The sequence below is a fragment of the Demequina muriae genome, from assembly GCF_030418295.1.
GTDB lineage: Bacteria > Actinomycetota > Actinomycetes > Actinomycetales > Demequinaceae > Demequina > Demequina muriae.
This window is the reverse complement of sequence record NZ_JAUHQA010000001.1, coordinates 1,595,579-1,620,221: the sequence shown is the minus strand read 5'-3', so window position 1 is coordinate 1,620,221 and position 24,643 is coordinate 1,595,579. Positions and strand designations below refer to the sequence as shown.

Genomic DNA, 24,643 nt, shown 5'->3' with positions numbered 1-24,643 from the left:
CCGGCCCCATAGCGCTGGCCACGGCGACGTCGCCACCCCCTCCTTCCCGTTGCGCAGCATGCCTGCGTCCTCCCGACCCCGGAGAGCGATATGACTGCACCCCGTTCCGCCACCGATCACCCGTCCCCCTCCCTTCCCCCGACGGAGCCAGGCACTGCGCCCAGTCCGATCATGTTCCTGATGGTCGGCGTGGCCGCCCTCGGCACCCTGCTGTACGCGGGGTTCCTGCTCGACCCCGATCACCGGGGCGACCTGCTGCCCTACACGATGGTGATCATCGCTGAGACGGTGCTCGTGGCCCAGGCGTTCTTCGGGATGTGGACCATCCTGTCGGGGGGTCACAATCCGCGGGACTTCGCGTACTTCCACACGAAGGACGGGCTCTACGGATCCGACCCCGCAGTGCAGCGCCAGCCGCCGCATCTGCGTGAGCCGCACCTCCATGGCTCGCCGATCGGCGTCGACATCTTCATCACCACGTACGGCGAGGATCTCGAGGTGATTCGCGGAACCGTCCGCGCGGCCATGAGAGTGCGCGGTCGACACACCACGTGGGTGCTCGACGACGGCCGCAGCGACGAGGTGCGGGACCTCGCGGCCCACGAGGGCGCTCGCTATGTGCGGCGCCTCACCTCTGGCGGCGCCAAGGCGGGCAACATCAACCACGCGCTCACCCTCGCGAAGGGCGAGTTCTTCGCCGTGTTCGACGCCGACTTCGTGCCGCGTCCCGAATTCCTCGAGGAGACGCTGCCGTTCTTCAACGACGAGCGCCTCGCATTCGTGCAGACGCCGCAGAGCTACGGCAATCTGCGCACCACCATTGCGCGCGGAGCCGGGTACATGCAGGCCGTCTTCTACCGCTTCATCCAGCCCGGTCGCAACCGCTTCAACGCGGCGTTCTGCGTGGGCACCAACGTGATCTTCCGCCGCGAGGCCGTCGAAGACGTCGACGGCATCTACACCGACTCCAAGTCCGAGGACGTGTGGACGTCGCTGATGATGCACGAGGCCGGCTGGAAGTCCGTCTTCATCCCCGACGTGCTCGCCGTGGGCGAAGCCCCCGAGACCATCGAGGCGTACTCCAAGCAGCAGCTGCGCTGGGCGACCGGAGGCTTCGAGATCCTGCTCACCCGCAATCCGTTCCGACGGGACGTCCGGTTGAGCCTCGAGCAGCGGGTCCAGTACCTGGTCACCGCGACCTTCTACCTCACCGGAATCGCGCCCCTGATCCTGCTCATGCTGCCGCCCATGGAGATCTTCCTGGATCTGCAGCCCATGACGATCGAGACGTCGGCGATGACCTGGTTCCTGTACTACGCGGGCTTCTACGCCCTGCAGATCCTGTTCGCCTGGTACACGCTCGGGTCCTTCCGGTGGCAGACGCTGACGCTCGCGGCAGTGTCCTTTCCCATCTACGTCAAGGCCCTCGGCAACGCCTTGCGCGGCAAGGACGTCGGCTGGCAGGCGACCGGCACCGCCAAGGGCCGCTCGCCCTTCAACTTCATCGTCCCGCAGGTGCTGATCTTCGTCTTCCTGGCACTGACCTCCGTGGTCGGCATCATCAGGGACCTGGACAACGGGTCCGTGTCGCTCGCCACGGCGTGGAACGTCACCAACACCATCATCCTCGCGACCTTCCTGGTCGCCGCGGCGCGTGAGGGCCGACAGCTCTCCGCGCCCTCCCCCGCCCGCACGCCGGCCGCCAAGCCCACCCGCACCGTGGTGGCGCGCCCGGCCGACACCGCGTTCGCCCCTGTCTGGGGCCGTGGAACCGCCACCCTTGAGAAGGAGACATCATGACCTGGGGCACCCGCTTCAAGATGCTGTTCGGCACGATGGGCGTCTTCATCCTCATCGCCGCACTCACGTACGTCTACACCGAGCGCGAGTCGAGCGCCACCTCCGCAACCGCCGTGGTCTCCGCGAACACGCTGCCCGTCGGCTCCGACTACGGCGGCAAGCTCGTCGAGCAGCACGTCGAGGAGGGCGCCTACGTCTCTGAGGGCGACGCGCTCTTCACGATCGACAGCCTGGGCCGCCAGCGCGACCTCGAGATGGAGGCGCGCGCCGAAGCGCAGGACGAGGCAGCCGAATCAGCCGAGACCACCGACGATTCGTCGCCCGAGCCCTCGGCCTCGGAGGCCTCCTCCGACGCCGAGTCCAGCGACTCCGCATCGAGCGACTCCGCATCGGGCGACTCCGCGCCGGGCGACTCCGCGCCGTCCCGCGACGCGGACACCGAGTCCGCGTCCGATGATGAGGAGTTCAGCCCCCTGTGGACGGTCACCGCGAGCGCCTCCGGCACTGTCGCGGAGGTGCCCACGGGTGTGGGCGGATACATCCCCGCCGGCGGCATCGTCGCCGAGGTCTTCGAGGACGACTCGCTCTACGTGAGCGCCGACTTCCTGCTGACGCCGCGGGACTTCGACCGGCTCCAGATCGGAGCCCCGGTCGAGGTGCGCCTCCCGGACCGCACCACGGTGACCGGCACGGTCGACGAGATCGAGGTCGCCACCGAGGACGGCGCAGCGCGCGCCTTCGTGCGCGTCGCGTCGGAGGACATCGCGCACAGTGATCCGGCAGGATTGACGGCACCCGGCACGCCGGTGCACGCGACCGTCGAGCTCCGAGACGACGGCCCGCTCGCGGGCCTGCGCGACACTGCCACTGACTTCCTAGAAAAGATCGGACTGTGACATGAGACGACACACATGGGCTGCCGCGGCCATCGCGGGTGCCCTCGTGGTCCTGGCGGGCTGCGACGGCGCCGGCGAGAATGGCGACGGACCGAGCACGACCCCGGACGGCGGGTCTGGCGCAAGCGCAGAGACGGGCCCCGGAGCGACCTCGGACCTCTCGGCGCCCGCGAGCGACGCCGTGGCGGGGCCGGACACGACCGACGCGTCGCTGCTGCCGACCCGTGCCGAAGAATCGGCAGTGCCGGCGCGCGTCGCTGACGGCGTGATACCGCCCACGAACCGCTGGTACTCGGGACTGGTCTTCGGCGACCAGCCCTTCGTCGCGTTCCCCGCGCCGCTGTCCTTCAACTCGACCGACGGCGGCTTCGCCTGGGGCGTGCCGCGCGTCGGCGTGGCCGTGGATGGCAACTCGATCGTCAGCCCCGCGTCGAGCGACGTCACCGTCGCCATCGATGGCGCATCGGGCCTGCCCGTCGCGACCGCAGCGGACACCACGAGCGTCACGCTCGCGTACGGCGACGCTTCCGTCAGTCTCGCCGCAGGGTCGCCGATGGTGGGCGTCACCGCGACTGCAGACATGTCGTTCACGGTCTCCCCCGCACCCGTCCCCGCTGGCGACGGCGTCTGGACCATGGAGTCGGGAGAGCGGACGTACGGCATCAGTGCCGCGAACGCCACCGTCGATGGCTCCACGGTCACCCTCTCGTCGGGTGATCACGCGCAGATGTTCGCGGTCCCCGACGGCGGTGACCCCGCCGCGGTGGCCGCTGCGACCGGCGCTCCGATCGACGGGGTCGACGTGACCTACGCCGTGGATGACGAGTCGGCCACCACCTCGCTCGCGTACGCACCCGAGGACGAACCGACGCTCGTGGCGGTGCCACGCGAACGCGCCGAGGGCCTCGACTGCGAGCTCGGAACCTACCCGTCCGTCAATGGCGAGATGGCCGCATGCACCGCCTCGACGGTCGCGTGGTCGGTGCCCACCGTCGAGCCGGACCTCGGGCTGGATCTCGACGGAGTCACGGAGGAGCAGCGTGCGGAGATCGTCGCGGCTCTCGAGTCCGAGGCCCAGGCCGAGCCGACCTTCCCCGCCGACACCTACTTCGGCGCGAAGGCCCTGCACCGTCACGCCATGCTCGTGACGGTTGCGGACGCACTCGGCGAGACGGCGCTGGCCGACGAGTTCGCCGGTGTGCTCTCCGATGAGCTCCTCACCTGGGCCGATCCGGCCGGCTGCGAACGCCGCTCGGAGCGTTGCTTCGAGTACGACGAGCAGCTGCGCGGCGTGGTGGGTCTCGAGGCGGCGTTCGGCTCGGAGGAGTTCAACGACCACCACTTCCACTACGGGTACCTGCTGAACGCAGCGGCGGTCGCACTCGAACGCGATCCGTCACTCGAGGACGGGCTCGCGCCGGTCATGGATCTCGTGGCTGCCGACATCGCCAGCCCTGCTGACGCGGAGTCATTCCCGACGCTGCGTGCCTTCGACCCGTTCGCAGGTCATTCGTGGGCGAGCGGGTTCTCCCCGTTCGGCGACGGCAACAACCAGGAGTCCAGCTCCGAGGCGGTGCTCGCCTGGAATGGCGTCGCAGCCTGGGCTCAGGCCCGCGGAGACGAGTCGCTCACCCACACGGCGCGGTGGACCCTGTCCGCCGAGGCGAATGCCGCCGTCACCCGCTGGCTGCGACCCGACCTTGAGGGCTTCGAGGAGTACCAGCACGACATCGTGGCTCTCCAGTGGGGTGGCAAGCGCGAGTACGCGACGTGGTTCAGCGCGGAGCCGAGCGCGATGCTCGGCATCGAGCTGATTCCGATGGCGCCGGTGCAGCAGCACCTCGCCCCCGAGGACGAGGAGGCCGTCGCGACCGCGCTGCGCTCGATCGAGGCCGCCGCTCCAGGTGGGTACGAGGTGCCGTTCGGCGACTACCTGCTCATGTACCAGGCGCTCGCCGGTCCAGAGCAGGCGGCTGCGGCATGGGACGAGGCCACGGCGCTGCCTGACTCGGGGATCGACGACGGCAACTCCCGCGCCGCCATGCTCGCCTGGATCGCGGCGGCCCAGTGATGAGGCTCGCTGCAGCGGCGTGATGCCGGCCGCACCGCGTCAGTGAGCGGAGCGACCCGTGCCCGTGTCGGAGCGTCGCCCTAGGGTGGTCGCATGAGAGCCGACACGGGCACGGGTGCTGGCACGTTCAGCGTCCTGCCCGCGACCCAGGAACGGTGGCCGGACGTCCGGACCGTGCTGGGCCCCAAGAGCCTGGACACGCCCTCGTGCTGGTGCCTGGCGATGCGCATCAGCGCTGGCGATCCCCACATCAAGGATCAGCCCGCCCGGGCGCGCGCCGATGTGCTGCACGACCTCTGCGGGGAGGACATCGCGCCGGGCGTGCTCGCCTACCGCGATGGCGAGGTGGTGGGCTGGTGCTCGGTCTCGCCCCGCTCCGCGTATCACCGGCTCGTCCACTCCCGCGTGATCCCTCGGCTCGATGACGAGCCCGTGTGGTCAGTGGTGTGCTTCGTCGTCCGTGCCGGCCACCGGCGCCAGGGGCTCGCGGGCGTGCTGCTCGACGGCGCGGTCGACTACGCGCGTTCCCAGGGGGCGACCATCGTCGAGGGCTACCCCGCGGACACCGGCGGTGACCGCATCGATGTCGCCTCCGCCTACGTCGGCACCAGGACGCTGTTCGAGCGGCACGGATTCACGACCGCCTCGGAGACCGCATCCAAGGGCGGCGGCAAGCCGCGGGTGCTGATGAGGCGCACGCTGGCCTGACTCGCAGCCGCGATGGGGCAGCGACGGTGCCACGCGCCTCCCGACTGGCACCGGACGCGCAGGCCGCCCCCGCATCGGCCGTCCGGCAGCCGTCCCAGTGGCACAATCGCGAGGTGAGCGAATCCCTCAGCAGGTCCGGGCTCGCCTTCGGTGCCGGCGCGTACCTGATGTGGGGCGGGTTTCCCCTGCTCATGCACGCGCTCGAACCGGCGGGCGCCGTCGAGATCACCGCGCACCGCGCGCTGTGGTCGGTGCTGGTGTGCGCGGCGATCGTCGCGGTGATGGGGGGCTGGTCGCGGCTGCGCGCCGCCGTGACCCGCCGGCGCACGCTGCTCATCCTGGGCGCGGCTGCAGTGTTCATCGCGATCAACTGGCTCATCTACGTGTACGCCGTCGTCACGGACCACGTGAACTCCGCTGCGCTCGGGTACTACATCAACCCGCTGTTCACGGTGGCGCTCGGCGTGGTCTTCCTGGGAGAGCGCCTGCGCCGGCTGCAGCTCGTGGCCATCGGCATCGCCGTCGTGGCCGTGCTCGTGATCGGGTTCGGACTGGGCGAGTTCCCGTGGATCGCCCTGGCACTGGCCACGTCGTTCGGGCTCTACGGCCTGATCAAGAAGCGCGTGGGCGGCACGGTGGACGCCGTCACCGGCCTGACCGTGGAGACCGCCGTCCTCGTGCCGGTCGCGCTGGCCGCGCTGGTGTGGATCCACCAGTCGGGGCAGGCGACGTTCCTCGCACGCGGTGAGCCAGGACTCGGGGTGGGGCACGACGTCCTGCTGTGGTCGACAGGCGCCTTCACGGCGGGCGCGCTGCTGCTGTTCGCCGCGGGCGCGCGACGGCTCCCGCTGTACGTCACCGGCCTGCTGCAGTACATCGCGCCCACGCTCATGTTCATCCTGGCGGTGTGGCACTTCGGCGAGCCGATGCCCGTGAGTCGGTGGATCGGCTTCATCCTCGTGTGGGTCGCGCTGGTGGTGCTCACGGTCGACGGCTGGCGCGCGCGGCCTCGGCGAGGCGTGGCCCGCGTGGAGCCCGCGGAACCGGTCTAGCCTCCGGTCCGGTTCCCTGGCCGACACTACGAACCACTTCTTGATCCGAAACCCCGCATGCGAGGTCGATTCGGCTCCGGCGCACCGCGCGTCGCGCAGAAAGTGGTGCGTAGTTCTGTGGTCGGGGCGGTGCGGGACGGTGAGGGGCGGGCCAGAGCGGGCGGCCGATGCGGGGGTGGTCTCAGGCGGCGCGCGCAACCAGAGCGTCGGCGAAGGTCAGCAGTGCGTCGCGCACGTCGCCCTCGGGGAGGCCGTCGATGGCGTCCTTCGCACGGCCAGCCCACGCGTGCGCCAACTGGCTCGTCTCTTCCACGACCTGGTGGCCACGCAGCGCCGCGACGGCCTCCGCCAGCGCCTCGTCGCCGCTGAGGTCACCGTCGATCACGTCGAGCAGCGCGGCGTCGGCGGCGGTCGCCCTGCCCTCGGCGACTCTCCGGCGCAGCAGCAGCACCGGCATGGTGGGCACGCCCTCGCGAAGGTCAGTGCCGGGGGTCTTGCCGGTGGTCTCGGCGTCGGAGCGCACGTCGATGACGTCGTCCGCGAGCTGGAACGCGACACCCGCGAGCTCGCCGTAGCGCGTCACGGCGTCGACGGTGCGCACATCGCAGCCCCCGAACTTGGCCCCGAAGAGGGCCGAGGTCGCGATGAGCGATCCGGTCTTGTCGGCGAGCACCTGAAGGTAGTGCTCGACGGGATCCTCGCCGTCGTCGGGTCCCACGGTCTCGTGCAGCTGGCCGAGGCACAGTCGCTCGAAGGTCTCCGCCTGGATGCGCACGGCCTCGGGGCCAAGCCCCGCGACCACGCGCGAGGCGCGCGCGAACAGCAGGTCGCCCGTGAGGATCGCCACCGAGTTGCCCCACACCTCGTGCGCTGCGGGCGCGCCGCGGCGGGTGGGAGCGGAGTCCATCACGTCGTCGTGGTACAGCGTGGCCAGGTGCGTGAGCTCCACGACCACGGCGGCGTCAAGCACCTCGGGACGAGCACCGTCGCCGAGCTGTGCCGTCAGCAGGGAGAGCATCGGCCGCAGCCTCTTGCCCCCCGCATCCACCAGGTGCCGTGAGGTGGCGTGCGCCAGCCGATCGGACTGCGCGACCGCGTCTCGCAGCCGCTCCTCGACGATCGCGAGCCGCGGGGTCAGCGCAGTCTCGAGCGCCTCTGAGCCGAGCGGCAGCGCCATCAGGTCATGCCCCCAGCGAGACCAGCAGCACGGCGGCGTCCTCGAACAGCCCCAGCACGCCGGCCGGCAGGATGCCGAGCAGCACGGTCGCGACCGCGGTGACCCAGATCACCAGGCGAGCGAGCGGGCTGTCCTCGACCGCGATGTCGTCCTCGGCCCCGTCGGGCACGTCCGTAAGGAACATCAGCACGACCAGCCGCACGTAGAAGAATGCGGCGACCGCCGAGGCGATGACCGCGATGAGCACCAGCGGCCAGCCGCCGCCCGCGATCGCAGCAGAGAACGCCTCGAACTTCCCGACGAATCCTGCGGTGAGCGGGATGCCCGCGAACGACAGCAGGAACAGACTCATCGCACCCGCCAGCAGCGGCGAGCGCTTGCCCAGACCGGCCCACTGGCCCAGCCGGACCGCCTCGGCGCCCACGGATCCGTCCTCGGTGCGCTCCCGCACCTGAGTGACCACCGCGAACGCGCCGATCGATGCCAGACCGTAAGCGAGCAGGTAGAACGGCAGCGCGCTGAGCGCCTCTCCCTCGAGGCCGGCGAAGGCCACCAGGATGAATCCGGCGTGCGCCACGGACGAGTAGGCCAGCATGCGCTTGACGTCCGTCTGCACGAGCGCGAGCACGGTGCCGAGCGCCATCGAGGCGATGGCCGCCGCCCAGAACAGCCAGCTCAGTTCCCACTCGAGCGGGTGCAGCGACGTGTACATGATGCGCAAGAGTGCGGCCGTGGCCGCGGCCTTGGTGGCCGCCGCCATGAAGGCGGTGACGGGGGTGGGGGCGCCCTGATACGCGTCGGGCGTCCACGAGTGGAACGGCACGGCGCCGATCTTGAACAGCAGCCCGGCCACGATCAGCACGGCGCCGGTGACGAGGAGAGCGTCGTTGGCCCCGCCGAGCTCCATCGCGTACGCGACCGCGGAGTACGAGGTGTGGGCCGTCGCGCCGTAGACCAGGGCGGCGCCGAACAGGAAGATCGCGGACGAGAACGCCCCGAGCAGGAAGTACTTGAGCGCACCCTCCTGGGAGAGCAGGCGGCGACGGCGCGACAGTGCCACGAGGATGTACAGGGGCAGCGAGAAGACCTCGAGCGCGACGAACAGGAAGATGTAGTCGGTGACCGAGGTGAACAGCATCATGCCGCCCACCGCGAACAGTCCGAGCGGGAACACCTCGGTGAGCTGGAGGCCCTTGCGACGCGCGAGCGTCTCCTCGATCGAGCCTGGTGCGGTCGATCCGAGGGGCGTGAACGCCTCTTCGCCGGCGCGGGTGCGCGCGGCGAACAGGATCATGCCGAGGACGCCGAACACCAGGATCATCGACTGCCACGCGAGCGCCTGCCGGTCGACGGTGATCATGCCGTCCATGACGACGGTTCCGGCGCCCTCGAGGAGCGCCCACTGCACCGCGGCGGTGCCGAGCGCTCCGACGAGTGCGATCAGCGCCACGGCCAGCTGCACGATGCGACGGGTCGCCGGCGTGCGGATGAACGCCTCGATCAGAATGGCGGCCGATGCGGCCACGAGCACGATCAGGATCGGCGCCAGTGGCGCCCATGCGATCTCGGGGGTCACGAAGGTCACGCGCCGGCCTCCTCGATGGTGACCTGGGCGACCGCGTCAGCGGCGGGCGCACTCAGGTAGTCGATGGCGATGCCGGGCAGGAAGCCCAGCAGCAGCATGAGCCCCACCAGCGGCCAGGTGACGAGTCGCTCGCGCAGTGTGAGCTCCCTCGCCTCCCCCAGGTCCGCCCGGACGGGGCCGGTGAACACCGACTTGTATGTCAGCAGGATGTACAGCGCGGCGAGCACCACGGAGACGGCGGACACGATGACCGCGGCGGCCGCCACCGGGTAGGCGCCGATGAACACCATGATCTCGGAGACGAACGGCGAGAGACCCGGGAGCGACAGCGCCGAGAGGCCGACGACCAGGAAGGTGCCCGCGAACACCGGCATCACCTTCTGGAGACCCCCGTAGGCGTCGACATCCGCGGTGCCGTAGCGCGACACCAGGAACCCGACGAGCAGGAACAGCGCCCCCGTGGAGAGACCGTGGTTGAACATGTAGAACGCCGCGCCCTCCATGGACGTCACCTGGAACGCGAAGATGCCGAGCACCATCACGCCGAAGTGGCTCACCGAGGTGAAGGCGACCAGCCGGAACATGTTGCGCTGGCCGATCGCCAGGAGAGCTCCGTAGATCACCGAGATCACCGCGAGCACGATGATCACGGGCGCCGCCCACCGGGCGGCCTCCGGGAACAGCGCGAGGCACAGGGTGATCATGCCGAACGTGCCGATCTTGTCGAGCACGGCCACGAGCAGCGCGGTGGTGCCCGCGCGAGCGGACTCGGCGACGTCGGGCAGCCACGTGTGCAGCGGCACCATCGGCGCCTTGATCGCGAAGGCGAGGAAGAACGCCAGGAACATCAGCCGCTCGGTCGTCACCGGAAGGTCGATCCCCGTGAGGTTGTCCGTGAGGAAGGCCTGCTCGCCGCCCGGGCCCACGAAGTACAGCGCCACGACCGCGACCAGCATGATCAGTCCGCCGGCCAGGGAGTACAGCAGGAACTTCACGGCCGCGTAGCGGCGCTGAACGCCGCCGAACCCGCCGATCATGAAGTACAGCGGGATGAGCATCGCCTCGAACAGGACGTAGAACAGGAACACGTCGCGTGCGGCGAAGATGCCGACCATGAACGCGAGGCTGAGCAGGATCAGCGCCATATAGTGCCGGCGGCGCGACTCGTCCTTGTCCTCACGCCACGCGGCGAGGATCGCCAGCGGCGTGAGGATCACGGACAGCGCGATCATCAGCAGGCCCAGGCCGTTGACGCCGAGCGCCCAGCTGGTGCCGATCTGGGGGATCCACGAGTAGACCTCGGAGAACTGGAAGGCCCCCGCATCGGACTTGTCGAACTGCAGGGCCATGACGGCGAACAGTGCGAGCTCGAGCCCGGTGACCGCCAGGGCGATCTCGCGCGCACGGCCGCGGGCCGATGCGGGCAGGGCCCACAGCAGCGCCGCGCCGACAGCCGGCACGGCGACGAGGATGGTCAGGAACGGGAACACTTACAGACCCCCCACGACGATGATGAGCGCGACGATGACGAGACCCACGAGCATGGTCGCCGCGTAGGAACGGACCTGGCCGTTCTGCAGGCGCCGCGAGGCCTCGCCGAGACCGGCCCAGCCGCGTGCCTGCTTGTTGACGGCGCCGTCCACCACGGTGGCGTCCAGGTAGACCAGGGTGCGCGTCAGGTGCTGGCCTGGCCGCTGGAGGGCGGCGCGGTTCACCGAGTCCTGGAAGAAGTCGTTGCGCGCCGTGATGGCGGCGAGCGACCCGGTCGGAGCCTCCTGCGCCACGTCGCGACGGCCGTACTTGAGCCACGCGAGGACGACGCCGGCGATCACGAGCACCAGGGTGGCGCCGATCAGAACGGGCACGGGCAGCACCGGTTCGTGGTGCTCGACGTGGCCGGTGACGGGCTCGAGCCAGTGGGTGAAGCGATCGCCAGAGGCGAGGATGAGTCCGAGGAACGCCGAGCCGACGGCGAGGATGATCATCGGCACCGTCATCAGCAGCGGGCTCTCGTGCGGGTGCTGGTCGTCCGTCCACCGGGCCTTGCCGTGGAAGGTCATGAAGAACAGTCGCGACATGTAGAACGCGGTGAGGCCAGCGCCGACGAGGGCCGCTCCACCGAGCACCCATGGCTGCCAGCCCTCGCCCACGAAGGCCGCCTCGATGATCTTGTCCTTCGAGTAGAAGCCAGAGAACGGCGGCAGACCGAGGATGGCGAGCCATCCGAGCCCGAAGGTCACCCAGGTGACGACCATGGCTCCGCGCAGCGCGCCGAAGCGACGCATGTTCACCTGGTCGTTCATCGCGTGCATCACCGAGCCTGCGCCCAGGAACATGCCGGCCTTGAAGAAGCCGTGCGTGACCAGGTGGAAGATCGCGAACGCGTAGCCGATGGGGCCCAAGCCCGCGGCGAGCATCATGTAACCGATCTGCGACATGGTGGACGCGGCGAGCGCCTTCTTGAGATCGTCCTTCGCCATACCGATGAGGGCACCCAGGATGAGCGTCACCGCTCCCACGAGGGCCACCACCACCTGAGCGTCGGGCGCCCCGTTGAAGATGGGCGCGGAACGCACGATGAGGTAGACGCCCGCGGTCACCATGGTGGCCGCGTGGATGAGCGCAGAGACCGGCGTGGGTCCCGCCATCGCGTCCCCGAGCCAGGACTGCAGCGGGAACTGGGCGGACTTTCCACACGCGGCCAGCAGCAGCATGAGGCCGATCGCGGTCAGCTGCGCGGCGGTCGCCTCGGGGGCGGCGTCGAACACGGTGGCGAAGTCCACCGCTCCGAAGGCGGAGAACATCAGGCCCATGGCGATGATCAGCCCGATGTCGCCGATGCGGTTGGCGATGAACGCCTTGTTCGCGGCGGTCGCGTACTCGTTTCGCTGGTTCCAGAACCCGATGAGCAGGTAGGACGCGAGACCCACGCCCTCCCAGCCGACGAACAGCAGCAGGAAGGAGTCGGCGAGCACCAGCAGCAGCATCGCGGCGACGAACAGGTTGAGATACGCGAAGAACCGGCGGCGGTCGGGATCGTGCTCCATGTACGCGACGGAGTACACGTGGATGAGCGTGCCCACGAAGGTGATGAGCAAGACGAAGGTCATCGACAGCGGGTCGACGAGCAGACCGGCGTCGAGGTTCAGCTCAGCGCCGGGGATCCACGAGAACAGGTGCACGCTCGTGGCGCGCTCCTCGCCCGGCAGCCCGAGCATCTGCACGAACGCGATCAGCCCCACCACGAAGGCGGCGGCGGAGGCGCCCACGCCGACCCAGTGGCCGTAGGCGTCGGCTCGACGCCCGGCGAGGAGCAGCACGAGGGCGCTCGCCAGGGGCACGGCGATGAGGAGCCAGGTCACAGACAGCATGCGCTACCCCTTCAGCTCTGCGGGTTCGTCGAGCGAGATGGACTGGCGTGCACGGAACACCGCGATGATGATCGCGAGGCCCACCACCACCTCGGCTGCGGCGACGACCATGACGAAGAACGCCATGACCTGCCCGTCGAGCTGGTCATGGATGCGAGCGAACGCCACCAGACTCAGGTTGGCCGCGTTGAGCATGAGCTCGACGCCCATGAACGCCACGATCGCGTTGCGGCGCAGCAGCACCGCCGCGGAGCCTATCGCGAACAGGATGGACGCGAGGATCACATAGTTCATGGGGTTCACTGGGCGCCCTCCTCGTCCCGGCCCTCACGGCGGCCCTTGCGGTCATCGGCGTCGTGCGACGGTGCGCCGGACGGCCGCTGATAGTCCTCGGGGTTGCGCGTGTTCTCGAGCCGTGCGCGGAAGTCGGTGCCTTCGCTCATCTGATCGCGGGCCTCGAGCACGCGGGACACCGAGTGCTCGATGGGACGGCCCTCGGGGTCGAGCGCCGGAGCATCGAGCGCGTTGTGACGCGCGAAGACGCCGGGCATGGGCTTGTTGACGGGGTCCGCCCCGGCGAGCACGCGGGCGGCCTGGAGCTCCGACTGCGTGCGGCGCGGCGTGAGCCTCGGCGTGTGGGTCATCACGAGCGCGCCCACGGCAGCCGTGATCAGCAGCGCGCCGAGCACCTCCATCACCAGCACGTACTCGCCGAAGAGCACCATCGCGATCTCCTCGGGGTTGCCGACGACTCCGCGCGGCGCGGGCTCGATGGTCACGCGTCCCACGACGGAGATCAGCAGCAGGGCGAGACCTCCCGCAGCGAACAGTGCGATCCAGCGCTGTCCGGTGATGGTCTCCCGGAGGTCCTCGCGCCGGTCGACGCCGACCAGCATGAGCACGAACAGGAACATCATCATCACCGCGCCGGTGTAGACCACGATCTGCACGACGCCGAGGAACGGTGCGTCGAGGCCGACGTAGGCAGCGGCGAGGCCCACCATCACGAGCACGATCGACATCGCGATGTGCGCGGCCTTGCGCGCGAACAGCAGCGACAGCGCGGGCGGCACGGTCAGGGCGGCCACCACCCAGAACAGGACCTCGTTAACCACGACGGGCCTCCGCACGGTCGGCGTCGCGGTCGTCGGAGTCACGGTTCTCGGGAAGCGTCGGGTCGTCCGGGCGTCGCTCGCGCACCCACTCGATCTGCGAGTCCACCACCGCGGTCACGTCGCCGCGGTAGTAGTCGTCGTCGACCGTGTCGGGCACCATCGGGTGCGGGGCGGCGAGCATGGCGTCCTGCATCGGCGCGAGCAGGTCCTGCTTCTCGTAGATGAGGCCCTCGCGGGTGGGTCCAGCGAGTTCGTACTCGTTGGTCATCGTGAGGGCGCGCGTGGGGCACGCCTCGATGCACAGCCCGCAGAAGATGCACCGCAGATAGTTGATCTGGTAGACGCGGCCATAGCGCTCGCCAGGCGAGTACTGGGCGTCCTCGGTGTTCGAATCGCCCTCGACGTAGATCGCATCGGCCGGGCATGCCCAGGCGCACAGCTCGCAGCCGATGCACTTCTCGAGCCCGTCCGCGTAGCGGTTGAGCTGGTGACGGCCGTGGTAGCGCGGCATCGCCGGCGTCTTCTTGTCGGGGTACTGCTCGGTCACCGTGGGCCGGAAGAAGTTCCGCAGCGTGACGCCGAACCCGGCGACCGGCGCGAACGCACGGCCCACTGCGCCGTACTCGGGGAAGTTGGACTCGAAGCGCTGGGCCTCGCCGTCCCGCTCTCGATTGACCTTCCAGACGTCGTCGGGCTCACTCATGCGGCGCCTCCTTCGGGGTCGTCGCCACCGGCGCGCGCCTCAACGGTGCGGCCGGAACGGGGCGACGGGGGCAGGGTCTGATGCGGCAGCGGCGGCACGGGGAAGCCCCCCGCGAAGGCGTCGAGCTCTTCGCGTTCGGGCTCTGGCTTCTCGACCGGCTCGCCCTTGATGAAGCTGATCACGGCGATCGTCAGCAGGATCGCAATGAGGCCGGCGACCGCGTCGTACACATTGAGGTCGCGGTCCCATGCGTCGAAGGCCGCGCGGCCCACGGAGAAGAACACGAGCCAGCCGAGGCCGACGGGGATGAGGATCTTCCAGCCCAGCTTCATGAACTGGTCGTAGCGGAATCGCAGCAGCGAGCCGCGGATCCACACGAACACGAACATGAGCAGCCAGATCTTGAGGATCAGCCACAGCGGCGGCATGATGCCGGAGTTCAGGAACTCGGCGCCCGGCCACGACTGCGGCCAGGGTGCCTGCCAGCCGCCCATGAACAGCGTGGCCGCCACGGCGGAGACGTTGATCATGTTCATGTACTCGGCGAGGAAGAACCACGCGAACTTCATCGACGAGTACTCCGTCATGAAGCCGGCGACCAGTTCGCCCTCCGCCTCGGGAAGGTCGAACGGCAGACGGTTGGTCTCGCCCACCATCGAGATCACGTACAGGATGAACGCGGGGAACAGCGGCCAGATCCACCATCGGTCGGCCTGCGCCTCGACGATGCCGCTCGTCGACATGGTGCCGGAGAGCAGGAACACAGTGACGAGCGACAGGCCCATCGCGAGCTCGTAGGAGATCACCTGGGCGGTCGAGCGGATCGAGCCCATGAGCGGGTACGTGGACCCGGAGGCCCATCCACCGAGCACGATGCCGTACACGCCCAGAGCGGCGCACGCGAGGATGAACAGCACGGCCACCGGGAAGTCGGTGAGCTGAAGCGGGGTGACGATGTCGGTGCCGGGGATGCTCGTCACAGGCCCGAACGGGATCACGGCGAAGATCAGCAGCGCGCAGAACACGGAGATCATGGGCGCCACGATGTACAGCACCTTGTCCGCGGCGCGGACGGTGATGTCCTCCTTGAACAGGAGCTTCATGGCGTCCATGACGGACTGCAGCAGACCGAACGGACCGTGGCGATTGGGGCCGGGACGCTCCTGCAGGCGGCCGATGACGCGGCGCTCGAACCACACCGCGAACAGCACGGACGTGAGCAGGAACACCAGGATGATGACGGCCTTGACGATCGACAGCCACAGCGGGTCGTTCGCGAGCGCCTCGGTCACCGTGAGAGACGCGGGATCGACCTCAGCACTCACGCGTGCGAGCGACAGCATCAGATGCCCCCCTTCACGCGCACGAGTGCGCCGGGCTCGACGCCGAGTTCCTGGGCGACCCAGGAGCCGGGCGACTTGGCAGGAACCCACACGACGCCATCGGCCATGTCGGTGAGAGCCACCGGCAGCTCGATGGTGCCACGGCCGCCGGCCGTGAGCGTGACGACGCCGTCCTTGACGCCGATGCGCTCGGCGGTGGCAGGAGACAGCCTCGCCACCGCGGTGCGTCCCGTGCCCGCCAGGTACGGCTCGCCGTCCTGAAGAGCGCCCTCGTCGACCAGCAGGTGCCACGACGCGAGCACGAGCTCGTCACCCGCCGGCTTCGTCGCCTTCTCCACCTTGACCGAGGGGGCGCTCACGCGCTCAGCCTTGGGCGCGGCGCCCAGCTGCGCGAGCTGCTCGTTGACATCGGCGACGGTGCCCACCTTGAGGTCGGCTCCGAGCTCGCGCCCAAGGAAGTCCAGGGCGCGGTGGTCGGAGATGGCGTCGGTGCGGATCGCGGTGGCGAATCCGCGCAGGCGGCCCTCCCAGTTCACGAAGGTGCCGGGCTTCTCCGACGGCGGTGCGACGGGCAGCACCACGTCCGCGTGGCGCGTGACGTCGGTGCGGCGCACCTCGAGAGAGACCACGAAGTCGACCTTCGCAAGCGCGGCCGCCAGGTCGTCGGTGAGGTCGGACGGCGTCACGCCGCCCACCACGAGACCGGACAGCTGGCCCGCCGCGGCGGCGGCGATGATCTCGGAAGCGCTGCGCCCGGGGGCATCGGGAAGGGTCTCCACGCCCCAGCCCTGAGCGATCGCGTCGCGGGCCGATGCGGCAGTCGCGTCGCGGCCGCCCGGCAGGAGGCCGGGGAGTGCGCCTGCCTCGACGGCACCGCGCTCTCCCGCGCGGCGGGGGATCCACGCGAGGCGTGCCCCCGTGCGCTTGGCGAGGCGGAGCGCCTCGGACAACGCGCCGGGAGCACCAGCGAGGCGCTCGCCCACGATGATGACCGAGCCTTCGGCCTTGAGGGACTCGGCCGCATCGGCCGCGCCCTTGATGGCGGCAAGGGCAGCGCCTTCGCCACCGGGGAGCGCCTGGATCAGCGTCGCGTCGAGCTTCTCCGCACCGCGGGACAGGAACGGCGCGACCGTGAGGACGCGCTGAGAGCCGTAGGCCTTGCGCAGGCGCAGGAACACGACGCCGCCCTCGTCCTCAGGCTCGAAGCCGGCGAGCAGGACGGTGGGGGCCTTCTCCAGATCGGCGAACGTCACGCCCATGCCGGAAGCCGCGACTGCCGCACCCAGGAACGCCTGCTCCTCGTCGGACGCGATGCGCGTGCGCACGTCGACGTCGTTGGTGCCCAGGGCCACCCGAGCGAACTTCTGATACGCGTACGCATCCTCCATCGTGATGCGTCCGCCGGGGAGCACGCCGACTCCCTTGGCCTTCTTGTCGGCGGGCGTGCCGGTCAGGCCGGCGGCGGCCTTCAGGCCCTCCGCCGCTCGCGCGATCGCGTCGGGCCAGGAGGCCTCGTGGAGCTCGCCGTCCTCGCCCCGCACCAGGGGGCGCTCAAGACGGTCGGAGAGGTTCTGCCACGAGAAGGCGAACCGGTCCTTGTCGGTGATCCACTCCTCGTTGACGACGGGGTCGTTATCCGACAGGCGGCGCAGGATCGTGCCGCGACGGTGGTCCGTGCGGATGGCCGCTCCGGAGGAGTCGTGCTCCGAGATTCCCGGAGAGCTCACCAGATCGAACGGGCGCGAGCGGAACCGGTACGCGGCGGAGGTGAGCGCGCCCACGGGGCAGATCTGCACGGTGTTGCCCGAGTAGTACGAGGAGAACGCGCGCCCGGACTCGTCCTCGGCGGCGACTCCGATGGGCTCGTAGCCGTCGAAGCCCAGCACGTCCTCGTCGAAGGTGCCGATCTGCTGCATCGCACCGCGGTTCTGCAGGTCGATGAACGCGTCTCCCGCGATCTCCTTCGAGAACCGGGTGCAGCGCTGGCAGAGCACGCAGCGCTCACGGTCGAGCAGGATCTCGGAGCTCAGCGGCAGCGGCTTCTCGAAGACGCGCTTGACGTCGATGAAGCGTGACTCGGAGCGGCCGTGGCTGAGCGCCTGGTTCTGCAGCGGGCATTCGCCACCCTTGTCGCACACGGGGCAGTCGAGCGGGTGGTTGATCAGCAGCAGCTCCATGACGCCCTCCTGGGCGTTCTTGGCCTCGTCCGAGGTGTGCTGGGTGTTGACGATCATCCCGTCCATCGCCTGCATGGTGCAGGAGGCCTGCGGCTTGGGGAACGCGCGAACGTTGCCCTCGCGATCCGGCGCCGCCACGTCGACGAGGCACTGACGGCACGCGCCGGCCGGGGCCAGCAGCGGGTGGTCGCAGAACCTCGGGATGTCGATGCCGACCTGCTCGGCGGCGCGGATGATCAGGGTGCCCTTGGGCACCGTCGTCTCCTTGCCATCGATCGTGAGGGTGACGGTGTCGACGGTCTCGGCCGTGGCCTTGTCCGCGGTCGAGGTCATGCGTGCGCCTCCTCGGGAGCCGGTGCGGAGTCGTAGTCGAACAGAGCCGACGCGGAGTGGTCGAACGGGCATGCGCCCTGCTGGATGTGCTGCTCGTACTCGTCGCGGAACAGCTTCACCGAGCTCGTGATGCAGCTGGTGGCGCCGTCGCCGAGCGCGCAGAACGCGCGGCCCAGGATCGACTCGCAGGTGTCGAGCAGCTGCTGGATGTCGGCATCGGTGCCGTGGCCGTCCTCGATGCGCTCGAGGATCTGTGCGAGCCAGAACGTGCCCTCGCGGCACGGCGTGCACTTGCCGCACGACTCGTGCTTGTAGAACTCGGTCCACCGCGTGACGGCGCGCACCACACAGGTCGTGTCGTCGAACAGCTGCAGCGCACGCGTGCCGAGCATGGAGCCCGCCGCGCCCACCGACTCGTAGTCGAGAGGCGTGTCGAGGTGCTCGTCCGTGAACAGCGGCGTCGAGGACCCTCCGGGAGTCCAGAACTTGAGCGGCCTGCCGTTCCGCATGCCGCCCGCCATCTCGAGCAGCTCGCGCAGGGTGATCCCCAGCGGCGCCTCGTACTGCCCAGGCTTGGTGACGTGGCCGGACAGCGAGAACAGCCCCATGCCCTTGGAACGCTCGGTGCCCATGGCGGTGAACCACTCCACGCCCTTGTCCACGATCGACGGGACGGAGGCGATGGACTCCACGTTGTTGACCACGGTGGGGCGTGCGTACAGGCCCTCGACCGCGGGGAAGGGCGGCTTCAGCCGAGGCTGGCCGCGACGTCCCTCGAGGGAATCGAGCAGCGCCGTCTCCTCGCCGCAGATGTACGCGCCAGCGCCGGCGTGCACGGTGACGTCGAGGTCGAATCCGCTGCCGTGGATGTCCTTGCCGAGGTGCCCGGCCTCGTAGGCCTCGCGCACGGCCTGCATCAGCCGGCGGTACACGTGCACCACCTCGCCGCGCAGGTAGATGAAGGCGTGGTTGCTGCCGATCGCGAACGACGTGATCGCGACGCCCTCGACCAGGAGGTGGGGCGCCGAGAGCATGGTCGGGATGTCCTTGCAGGTGCCTGGCTCGGACTCGTCCGCGTTCACCACGAGGTAGCGCGGCTTGCCGTCGTCGGGGGGCAGGAAGCCCCACTTCATGCCGGTGGGGAACCCGGCGCCGCCGCGTCCGCGCAGGCCGGAGTCCTTGACGGCCGCGATGAGGTCGGCGGGCTCCATGCCCAGCGCCTTCGTCAGCGCGCCGTAGCCGCCGTGGTCCGTGTACGTGGAGAGCTTCCAGGACTGCTCGGCGTCCCAGGTCGCGCTCAGCACGGGGGTCAGGTTCGTCACTTCGACTCCTCCCAGCCCTGCTCGCGCGCGGCCTTGAGTCCCACCACGGTGGGCTCACCGATGCCCTGGTCCTCGTCCGCGCGACCGTCCTCGAAGCCGGCCAGCACGCGCGACATCTCCTTGAACGGAGCGACCTTGGCAGAACCGCGGGTGGGCTTCACATCGCGGCCCTCGAGGATGTCGTCGACGACGCGCAGCGCGCGCTCAGGCGTCATGTTGTCGAAGAACTCCCAGTTGACCATCATCACCGGCGCGTAATCGCACGCGGCATTGCACTCGATGCGCTCGAGCGTGACGCGACCGTCGGCCGTCGTCTCGTCGTGGCCCACGCCGCAGTGCTCCGAGAGCTGGCGCCAGATCTCATCGCCGCCCATGACGGCGCACAGGGTGTTGGTGCACACGCCCACCTGGTACTCACCGTTGGGACGGCGCTTGTACTGGGTGTAGAAGGTCGCGACCGCGCTCACCTCTGCGCTGGTGAGGTCCACCTGGCGCGCGCAGAAGGCGATGCCGTCGGGGCTCACGTATCCGTCCACCGACTGCACGAGGTGCAGCAGCGGCAGCAGCGCGGAGCGGGTCACCGGGTAGCGGCCCAGGATCGAGGCTGCGTCCTTCTCGAGCTGCGCGAGCGTCTCGCCGTCGTAGGTCATCGGTCGACGCCTCCCAGCACCATGTCGATCGAGGCGATGGCCACCACGACGTCGGCCACCTGGCCGCCTTCGCACATGATTCCCAGCGCCTGCAGGTTGTTGAAGCCGGGGTCGCGGAAGTGCGCGCGCCACGGCTTGGTGCCGCCGTCGGACACCAGGTGGACCCCCAGCAGTCCCTTGGGGCCCTCGATGGCCTGATAGACCTGCCCGGCCGGCACGTCGAAGCCCTCGGTCACCAGCTTGAAGTGGTGGATCAGCGCCTCCATCGACTCGCCCATGATGTGGCGGATGTGGTCCGGCGAGTTGCCCTGACCATCCGTGCCGAGCGACAGTTGCGACGGCCATGCGATCTTCTTGTCCGCCACCATCACGGGACCCGCGCCCAGCTGCTCGAGACGGTCGGCGCACTGCTCGACGATCTTGAGCGACTCGTAGCACTCCTCCATGCGCAGGATCAGGCGCGACCAGGCGTCCTGATCCGTCGACGTGGGGACCTGGAAGTCGTAGGTCTCGTAGCCGCAGTACGGCTCGGCCTTGCGCAGGTCGTACGGCAGCCCGGTCGAGCGCAGGATGGGCCCGGTGATCCCGAGGGCCATGCATGCGGACAGGTTCAGCTCGGCGACGCCCTTGAGGCGCCCCTGCAGGATCGGGTTCTTCGCCTGCAGCGCGACGAGCTCGTCGAGCTTGGCGCGGACCTTGGGGATCATCGCGCGGATCTGCTCGACGCCGTCCTCCGGTAGTCCCTGCGAGACGCCCCCGGGGCGGATGTAGTTGTTGTTGGTGCGCAGCCCGGTGATCGCCTCGATCACGCGGAACGTCTCCTCACGGCCCACGAACGAGGTGGTCATGATGGTGGTGGCGCCCAGCTCGTTGCCGCCCGTGCCGATCGCGACGAGGTGGCTGCCGATGCGGGTGAGCTCCATCATCAGCACGCGCAGCACCGAGGCGCGCTCGGGGATGTCGTCGGTGATGCCGAGCAGCTTCTCGATGCCCAGGCAGTACACCAGCTCCTGGCTCATCGAGGCGACGTAGTCCATGCGAGTGCAGAACGTGACGCCCTGCGTCCACGTCCGGTACTCCATGTTCTTCTCGATGCCGGTGTGCAGGTAGCCGATGCCCGCGCGAGTCTCCGTGACCGTCTCGCCCTCGATCTCGAGCATGACGCGCAGCACTCCGTGGGTCGACGGGTGCTGCGGGCCCATGTTGACGACGATGCGCTGCTGGCCGAGGCGCTTGGCCTCGTCGACCACGTCCGACCAGTCGGATCCATAGACCGTGTACTCGGGTGCGTCGGGGTCCTCGACGAATGCGTGGGGCGCGTGCGGGGCCTGCGTGCTCATCGGTACTGCCTCCGCTCGTCCGGCGACGGAATCTCGGCGCCCTTGTACTCGACGGGGATGCCGCCGAGCGGGTAGTCCTTGCGCTGCGGGTGGCCCACCCAGTCGTCCGGCATCTCGATGCGGGCGAGCGATGGGTGGCCTTCGAACACGATGCCGAAGAAGTCCCACGTCTCGCGCTCGTGCCAGTTGTTCATCGGGTACAGCGACACCACGGACGGGATGCGGGCGTCGTCGTCTCCCACGGCCACCTCGAGGCGCAGACGCCTGTTGTGGGTGATGGACTGCAGCGGGTACACGGCGTGGAGCTCGCGCCCCTTGTCCGCCGGGTAGTGCACGCCGGAGACGCCCAGGCACATCTCGAACCGCAGGTCCTGGTCGTCGCGCAGGTGACGGCAGACGTCGACCAGGTGGTCGCGCTGGATGTAGAGCGTGAGCTCGCCGCGGTCGACCACGACGTACTCGATCGCCTCGTCGGCGGCGTCGCCGAGCAGCTCGGTGAGGATGTCGACGGCGCCGTCGAACCACTCGCCGTACGGGCGCTCCGTGGCGCCTGGCATCTGCACGCGCTGCACCAGTCCGTCGTAGCCGGACGTGTCGCCGCGCGCGCCGAACATCCCTTCGCGGACGTTGATCAGCGTCAGGGGCTCACGGCCCTGCGGGGCGAGCGCATCGAGCTGCTTGTCGTCGCTCACCGCAGCAGGCCCTTCTGGTCGGAGGTGGGCGTCGCCTGAAGCGCGGCGGCCTCGGCGGCAGCGGCGATCTCGCGGCGGTTCGCGCCCATGGGCGTGTTGCGGACCTGCTCCTGGAGCTCGAGCAGTGCGTACAGCAGCATCTCGGGCCGCGGCGGACAGCCGGGCAGGTAGATGTCGACCGGGACCACGTGGTCCACTCCCTGCACGATCGCGTAGTTGTTGAACATGCCGCCCGAGGAGGCGCAGACACCCATGGCGATGACCCACTTGGGCTCCGCCATCTGGTCGTACACCTGGCGCACGATCGGCGCCATCTTGTTCGACACGCGGCCGGCGACGATCATCATGTCGGCCTGGCGCGGCGAGCCGCGGAAGACCTCGGAGCCCAGGCGCGAGATGTCGAACCGGGGCGTGCCCGTCGCCATCATCTCGATCGCGCAGCACGCGAGACCGAACGTGGCCGGCCACAGCGAGCCTGCCCGCATGTAGCCCACGAACTTCTCGACCGTGCCGAGCATGAACGGAGGTGCGCTCTCTTCGATACCCATGTCAGATCAGTCCCACTCGAATCCGCCGCGGCGCCACTCGTACACGAAGGGGATCGTGATGAGGGCGAGGAATGTCATGGTCGCGATGAGCCCGAACCAGCCGAGCGCATCGTGCGCCACTGCCCAGGGGTACAAAAACACGACCTCGATGTCAAAAATGATGAAGGTCATCGCGACGAGGTAGTACTTGATGGGGATGCGACCGCCGCCGATGGCACCCGGGGTGGGCTGCAGGCCCGACTCGTACTTGTCCACCTTGGCGGAGTTGTACCGCTGAGGACCGCCCACGAGAGAGCTGACCACGAGGCCTGCCACCGCCAACGCTGCGGCGACGACGATCATCACCACGATCGGCACGTACGGATTCACTCGTCGATTCCCTTCATTGTCAGCTGATCAGCATCCCGCCGTGCCCTAGGCCGCGGGGGCGATCCTGGTCAGTGCGGTCATCAACTTGTCCGCCCAGTCACCGCCACGCGGCTCATAGACATCTGCCAGCAGTTTATGCGTAAACCTCATGACCGTCGGTTGGGGCAGTCCGTAGCGGGTGCACGCCTTCATCACCTGGGGGTGGGCGATCAGGTGCGCGAACACACGCCCTAGAGAGTAGTACCCACCGAGCTGTTCCTTCATCTTCCGCGCGTAGCCGACGAGCGCGGCCTCCTTGGCCGCGTCCCCGGACGCGGCGCGCCACTCGACGAGCGCATCGGTCGCGGTCCTGGCCGCCTGCATCGCGTAGGCGATGCCCTCGCCGTTGAACGGGTTGACCATGCCGCCCGCGTCGCCGATGAGCATCATGCCCGGCACGTAGTGCGGCTGACGGTTGAAGGCCATGGGGATCGCCGCTCCCTGCACCTTGGAGACGGGGGCGTCAGGGTCGAATCCCCAGCCGTCGGTGTTGTGGCGCAGCCAGCCGTCCATGAGCGCGCGGTGGTCGAGCTTGGAGGGGCTGCCGTTCGGGCTGAGGGTGCCGAGGCCGACGTTCGCGGTGCCGTCGCCGAGCGGGAAGATCCACCCGTAGCCGGGAAGCAGGTTGCTGTGACCGGGCTTGCCGTCCCAGATCTCGAGGTGGCCCTCCATCCACTCCTCGTCGTGGCGGGGGGTCTCGAAATAGGTGCGGACCGCGACCCCGATGGGCCGATTGTTCATGCGCTCGATGCCGAGGCCCAGCGCGATGCGGGCGCTCACGCCGTCGGCCGCAATCACCACGGGCGCCGTGTACGTGACCTCGTCGCCCGTCTTGCGGCCGTTCGCATCCGTCTGCCTGGCGGTGACGCCCGTCACCCGGCCGGTGCGCTCGTCACGGGTGGCACCAGTGACGAACCAGCCCTCGCGGACGTCGGCCCCTGCGGAGCGAGCGTGCTCGGCCAGCTTGTGGTCGAAGCTCGCGCGGGGGAGCGACAGCCCGTAGTCGGGGAACGAGTCCTGCTCGTGCCAGGGGAACTCGAGACGGTGCCCGCCGCCGACCATGCGCAGCCCCCAGTTGGGGATCCAGCCCTCGTCGCGGGGAGTGGGCAGCCCGATGAGCTCGAGTTCGCGCACGGCGCGCGGCGTGAGGCCGTCGCCGCACACCTTCTCGCGAGGGAAGTGCGACTTCTCGAGAGCGATGACGTCGAAGCCCTCGCGGGCCAAGTAATGCGCCGCTGCGGAGCCGCCAGGCCCGGCGCCCACGACGATCACATCTGCTTCGGTTCGCACGCCCACCAGGGTACGCGTCGCGGGAGGGTGCAGAGGTACACGAAAAGGGTCGTCTCCCGCAC

Annotated in this window: 20 protein-coding genes and 1 pseudogene; 5 read left to right on the top strand and 16 right to left on the bottom strand. The window is 69.3% G+C overall.

Features of this window, described 5'->3' with window-relative positions; translation table 11 throughout:
* Nucleotides 1-90: 90 nt before the first annotated feature.
* The 5 genes from QQX02_RS07585 to rarD all read left to right on the top strand — a co-directional run bounded on the left by QQX02_RS07585 (nucleotide 91) and on the right by rarD (nucleotide 6,527).
* Nucleotides 91-1,800, top strand: coding sequence for a glycosyltransferase family 2 protein (locus QQX02_RS07585; protein ID WP_301142241.1), 1,710 nt, complete (start codon nucleotides 91-93; stop codon nucleotides 1,798-1,800).
* Nucleotides 1,797-2,696, top strand: a complete 900-nt coding sequence (locus tag QQX02_RS07580) for an HlyD family secretion protein (protein ID WP_301142239.1) — start codon at nucleotides 1,797-1,799, stop codon at nucleotides 2,694-2,696. Before QQX02_RS07585 ends, QQX02_RS07580 begins: the two co-directional genes overlap by 4 nt.
* A 1-nt stretch (nucleotide 2,697) precedes the next feature.
* Nucleotides 2,698-4,767, top strand: a complete 2,070-nt coding sequence (locus QQX02_RS07575; RefSeq protein ID WP_301142237.1) for a glycosyl hydrolase — start codon at nucleotides 2,698-2,700, stop codon at nucleotides 4,765-4,767.
* A gap of 93 nt (nucleotides 4,768-4,860) precedes the next feature.
* Nucleotides 4,861-5,475 carry a GNAT family N-acetyltransferase gene (locus tag QQX02_RS07570; protein WP_301142236.1) on the top strand — a complete coding sequence of 205 codons (615 nt, stop codon included), beginning with the start codon at nucleotides 4,861-4,863 and terminating at the stop codon, nucleotides 5,473-5,475.
* 113 nt (nucleotides 5,476-5,588) lie between these two features.
* Nucleotides 5,589-6,527: an EamA family transporter RarD gene (rarD, locus tag QQX02_RS07565; protein ID WP_301142235.1), complete on the top strand. Its 939-nt coding sequence runs from the start codon at nucleotides 5,589-5,591 to the stop codon at nucleotides 6,525-6,527.
* 181 nt (nucleotides 6,528-6,708) lie between these two features.
* On the opposite strand, the gene QQX02_RS07560 is transcribed toward rarD, so the two are convergent.
* The 16 genes and pseudogenes from QQX02_RS07560 to QQX02_RS07485 form a co-directional block, all read right to left on the bottom strand.
* Entirely contained in the window at nucleotides 6,709-7,704 is a 996-nt protein-coding gene (locus QQX02_RS07560) for a polyprenyl synthetase family protein (RefSeq protein WP_301142234.1), read from the bottom strand.
* A gap of 4 nt (nucleotides 7,705-7,708) precedes the next feature.
* Nucleotides 7,709-9,289 (bottom strand): NADH-quinone oxidoreductase subunit NuoN, encoded by a 1,581-nt coding sequence (gene nuoN / locus QQX02_RS07555; RefSeq protein WP_301142233.1) that lies wholly within the window; start codon nucleotides 9,287-9,289, stop codon nucleotides 7,709-7,711.
* Nucleotides 9,286-10,779, bottom strand: coding sequence for an NADH-quinone oxidoreductase subunit M (locus QQX02_RS07550; RefSeq protein ID WP_301142232.1), 1,494 nt, complete (start codon nucleotides 10,777-10,779; stop codon nucleotides 9,286-9,288). The genes nuoN and QQX02_RS07550 overlap by 4 nt, the downstream gene beginning before the upstream one ends.
* A complete protein-coding gene (gene nuoL / locus QQX02_RS07545; RefSeq protein ID WP_301142231.1) occupies nucleotides 10,780-12,660 on the bottom strand; it encodes an NADH-quinone oxidoreductase subunit L in 1,881 nt (626 codons plus the stop codon).
* A 3-nt stretch (nucleotides 12,661-12,663) separates the two neighbouring features.
* A complete protein-coding gene (nuoK, locus tag QQX02_RS07540) occupies nucleotides 12,664-12,963 on the bottom strand; it encodes an NADH-quinone oxidoreductase subunit NuoK (protein ID WP_062131310.1) in 300 nt (99 codons plus the stop codon).
* A complete protein-coding gene (locus tag QQX02_RS07535) occupies nucleotides 12,960-13,775 on the bottom strand; it encodes an NADH-quinone oxidoreductase subunit J (RefSeq protein WP_301142229.1) in 816 nt (271 codons plus the stop codon). The genes nuoK and QQX02_RS07535 overlap by 4 nt, the downstream gene beginning before the upstream one ends.
* Nucleotides 13,768-14,478 carry an NADH-quinone oxidoreductase subunit NuoI gene (gene nuoI, locus QQX02_RS07530; protein WP_301142228.1) on the bottom strand — a complete coding sequence of 237 codons (711 nt, stop codon included), beginning with the start codon at nucleotides 14,476-14,478 and terminating at the stop codon, nucleotides 13,768-13,770. Before nuoI ends, QQX02_RS07535 begins: the two co-directional genes overlap by 8 nt.
* The gene (nuoH, locus tag QQX02_RS07525; RefSeq protein WP_301142226.1) at nucleotides 14,475-15,821 is read right to left on the bottom strand and encodes an NADH-quinone oxidoreductase subunit NuoH; all 1,347 of its coding nucleotides are present in this window, start codon (nucleotides 15,819-15,821) and stop codon (nucleotides 14,475-14,477) included. The genes nuoI and nuoH overlap by 4 nt, the downstream gene beginning before the upstream one ends.
* Nucleotides 15,821-18,331: an NADH-quinone oxidoreductase subunit G gene (locus QQX02_RS07520; protein WP_301142225.1), complete on the bottom strand. Its 2,511-nt coding sequence runs from the start codon at nucleotides 18,329-18,331 to the stop codon at nucleotides 15,821-15,823. Before QQX02_RS07520 ends, nuoH begins: the two co-directional genes overlap by 1 nt.
* Nucleotides 18,328-19,653, bottom strand: coding sequence for an NADH-quinone oxidoreductase subunit NuoF (gene nuoF / locus QQX02_RS07515; RefSeq protein ID WP_301142224.1), 1,326 nt, complete (start codon nucleotides 19,651-19,653; stop codon nucleotides 18,328-18,330). Before nuoF ends, QQX02_RS07520 begins: the two co-directional genes overlap by 4 nt.
* A gap of 11 nt (nucleotides 19,654-19,664) precedes the next feature.
* A pseudogene (gene nuoE, locus QQX02_RS07510) lies at nucleotides 19,665-20,303 on the bottom strand (NADH-quinone oxidoreductase subunit NuoE); the annotation flags it as partial.
* On the bottom strand, nucleotides 20,300-21,643 hold the full coding sequence (locus tag QQX02_RS07505; protein WP_301142223.1) for an NADH-quinone oxidoreductase subunit D: 1,344 nt from the start codon (nucleotides 21,641-21,643) through the stop codon (nucleotides 20,300-20,302). The pseudogene nuoE and the gene QQX02_RS07505, both read right to left, overlap by 4 nt.
* On the bottom strand, nucleotides 21,640-22,335 hold the full coding sequence (locus tag QQX02_RS07500) for an NADH-quinone oxidoreductase subunit C (protein WP_084631091.1): 696 nt from the start codon (nucleotides 22,333-22,335) through the stop codon (nucleotides 21,640-21,642). The genes QQX02_RS07505 and QQX02_RS07500 overlap by 4 nt, the downstream gene beginning before the upstream one ends.
* The gene (locus tag QQX02_RS07495) at nucleotides 22,332-22,883 is read right to left on the bottom strand and encodes an NADH-quinone oxidoreductase subunit B (protein ID WP_301142222.1); all 552 of its coding nucleotides are present in this window, start codon (nucleotides 22,881-22,883) and stop codon (nucleotides 22,332-22,334) included. The genes QQX02_RS07500 and QQX02_RS07495 overlap by 4 nt, the downstream gene beginning before the upstream one ends.
* A 6-nt stretch (nucleotides 22,884-22,889) precedes the next feature.
* The gene (locus QQX02_RS07490) at nucleotides 22,890-23,252 is read right to left on the bottom strand and encodes an NADH-quinone oxidoreductase subunit A (protein ID WP_084631089.1); all 363 of its coding nucleotides are present in this window, start codon (nucleotides 23,250-23,252) and stop codon (nucleotides 22,890-22,892) included.
* A gap of 45 nt (nucleotides 23,253-23,297) precedes the next feature.
* Nucleotides 23,298-24,581, bottom strand: coding sequence for a geranylgeranyl reductase family protein (locus QQX02_RS07485; RefSeq protein ID WP_367304232.1), 1,284 nt, complete (start codon nucleotides 24,579-24,581; stop codon nucleotides 23,298-23,300).
* Between the last annotated feature and the right edge of the window lie 62 nt (nucleotides 24,582-24,643).

What these genes read in the sequence shown, in the direction of transcription:
- nuoH (WP_301142226.1), bottom strand. Translation starts at nt 15,821, where the DNA reads ATGCTGTCGCTCGCACGCGTGAGTGCTGAGGTCGATCCCGCGTCTCTC.
- QQX02_RS07585 (WP_301142241.1), top strand. Translation starts at nt 91, where the DNA reads ATGACTGCACCCCGTTCCGCCACCGATCACCCGTCCCCCTCCCTTCCC.
- nuoL (WP_301142231.1), bottom strand. Translation starts at nt 12,660, where the DNA reads ATGCTGTCTGTGACCTGGCTCCTCATCGCCGTGCCCCTGGCGAGCGCC.
- QQX02_RS07580 (WP_301142239.1), top strand. Translation starts at nt 1,797, where the DNA reads ATGACCTGGGGCACCCGCTTCAAGATGCTGTTCGGCACGATGGGCGTC.
- nuoI (WP_301142228.1), bottom strand. Translation starts at nt 14,478, where the DNA reads ATGAGTGAGCCCGACGACGTCTGGAAGGTCAATCGAGAGCGGGACGGC.
- QQX02_RS07495 (WP_301142222.1), bottom strand. Translation starts at nt 22,883, where the DNA reads ATGGGTATCGAAGAGAGCGCACCTCCGTTCATGCTCGGCACGGTCGAG.
- QQX02_RS07560 (WP_301142234.1), bottom strand. Translation starts at nt 7,704, where the DNA reads ATGGCGCTGCCGCTCGGCTCAGAGGCGCTCGAGACTGCGCTGACCCCG.
- QQX02_RS07505 (WP_301142223.1), bottom strand. Translation starts at nt 21,643, where the DNA reads ATGAGCACGCAGGCCCCGCACGCGCCCCACGCATTCGTCGAGGACCCC.
- QQX02_RS07570 (WP_301142236.1), top strand. Translation starts at nt 4,861, where the DNA reads ATGAGAGCCGACACGGGCACGGGTGCTGGCACGTTCAGCGTCCTGCCC.
- QQX02_RS07520 (WP_301142225.1), bottom strand. Translation starts at nt 18,331, where the DNA reads ATGACCTCGACCGCGGACAAGGCCACGGCCGAGACCGTCGACACCGTC.
- QQX02_RS07575 (WP_301142237.1), top strand. Translation starts at nt 2,698, where the DNA reads ATGAGACGACACACATGGGCTGCCGCGGCCATCGCGGGTGCCCTCGTG.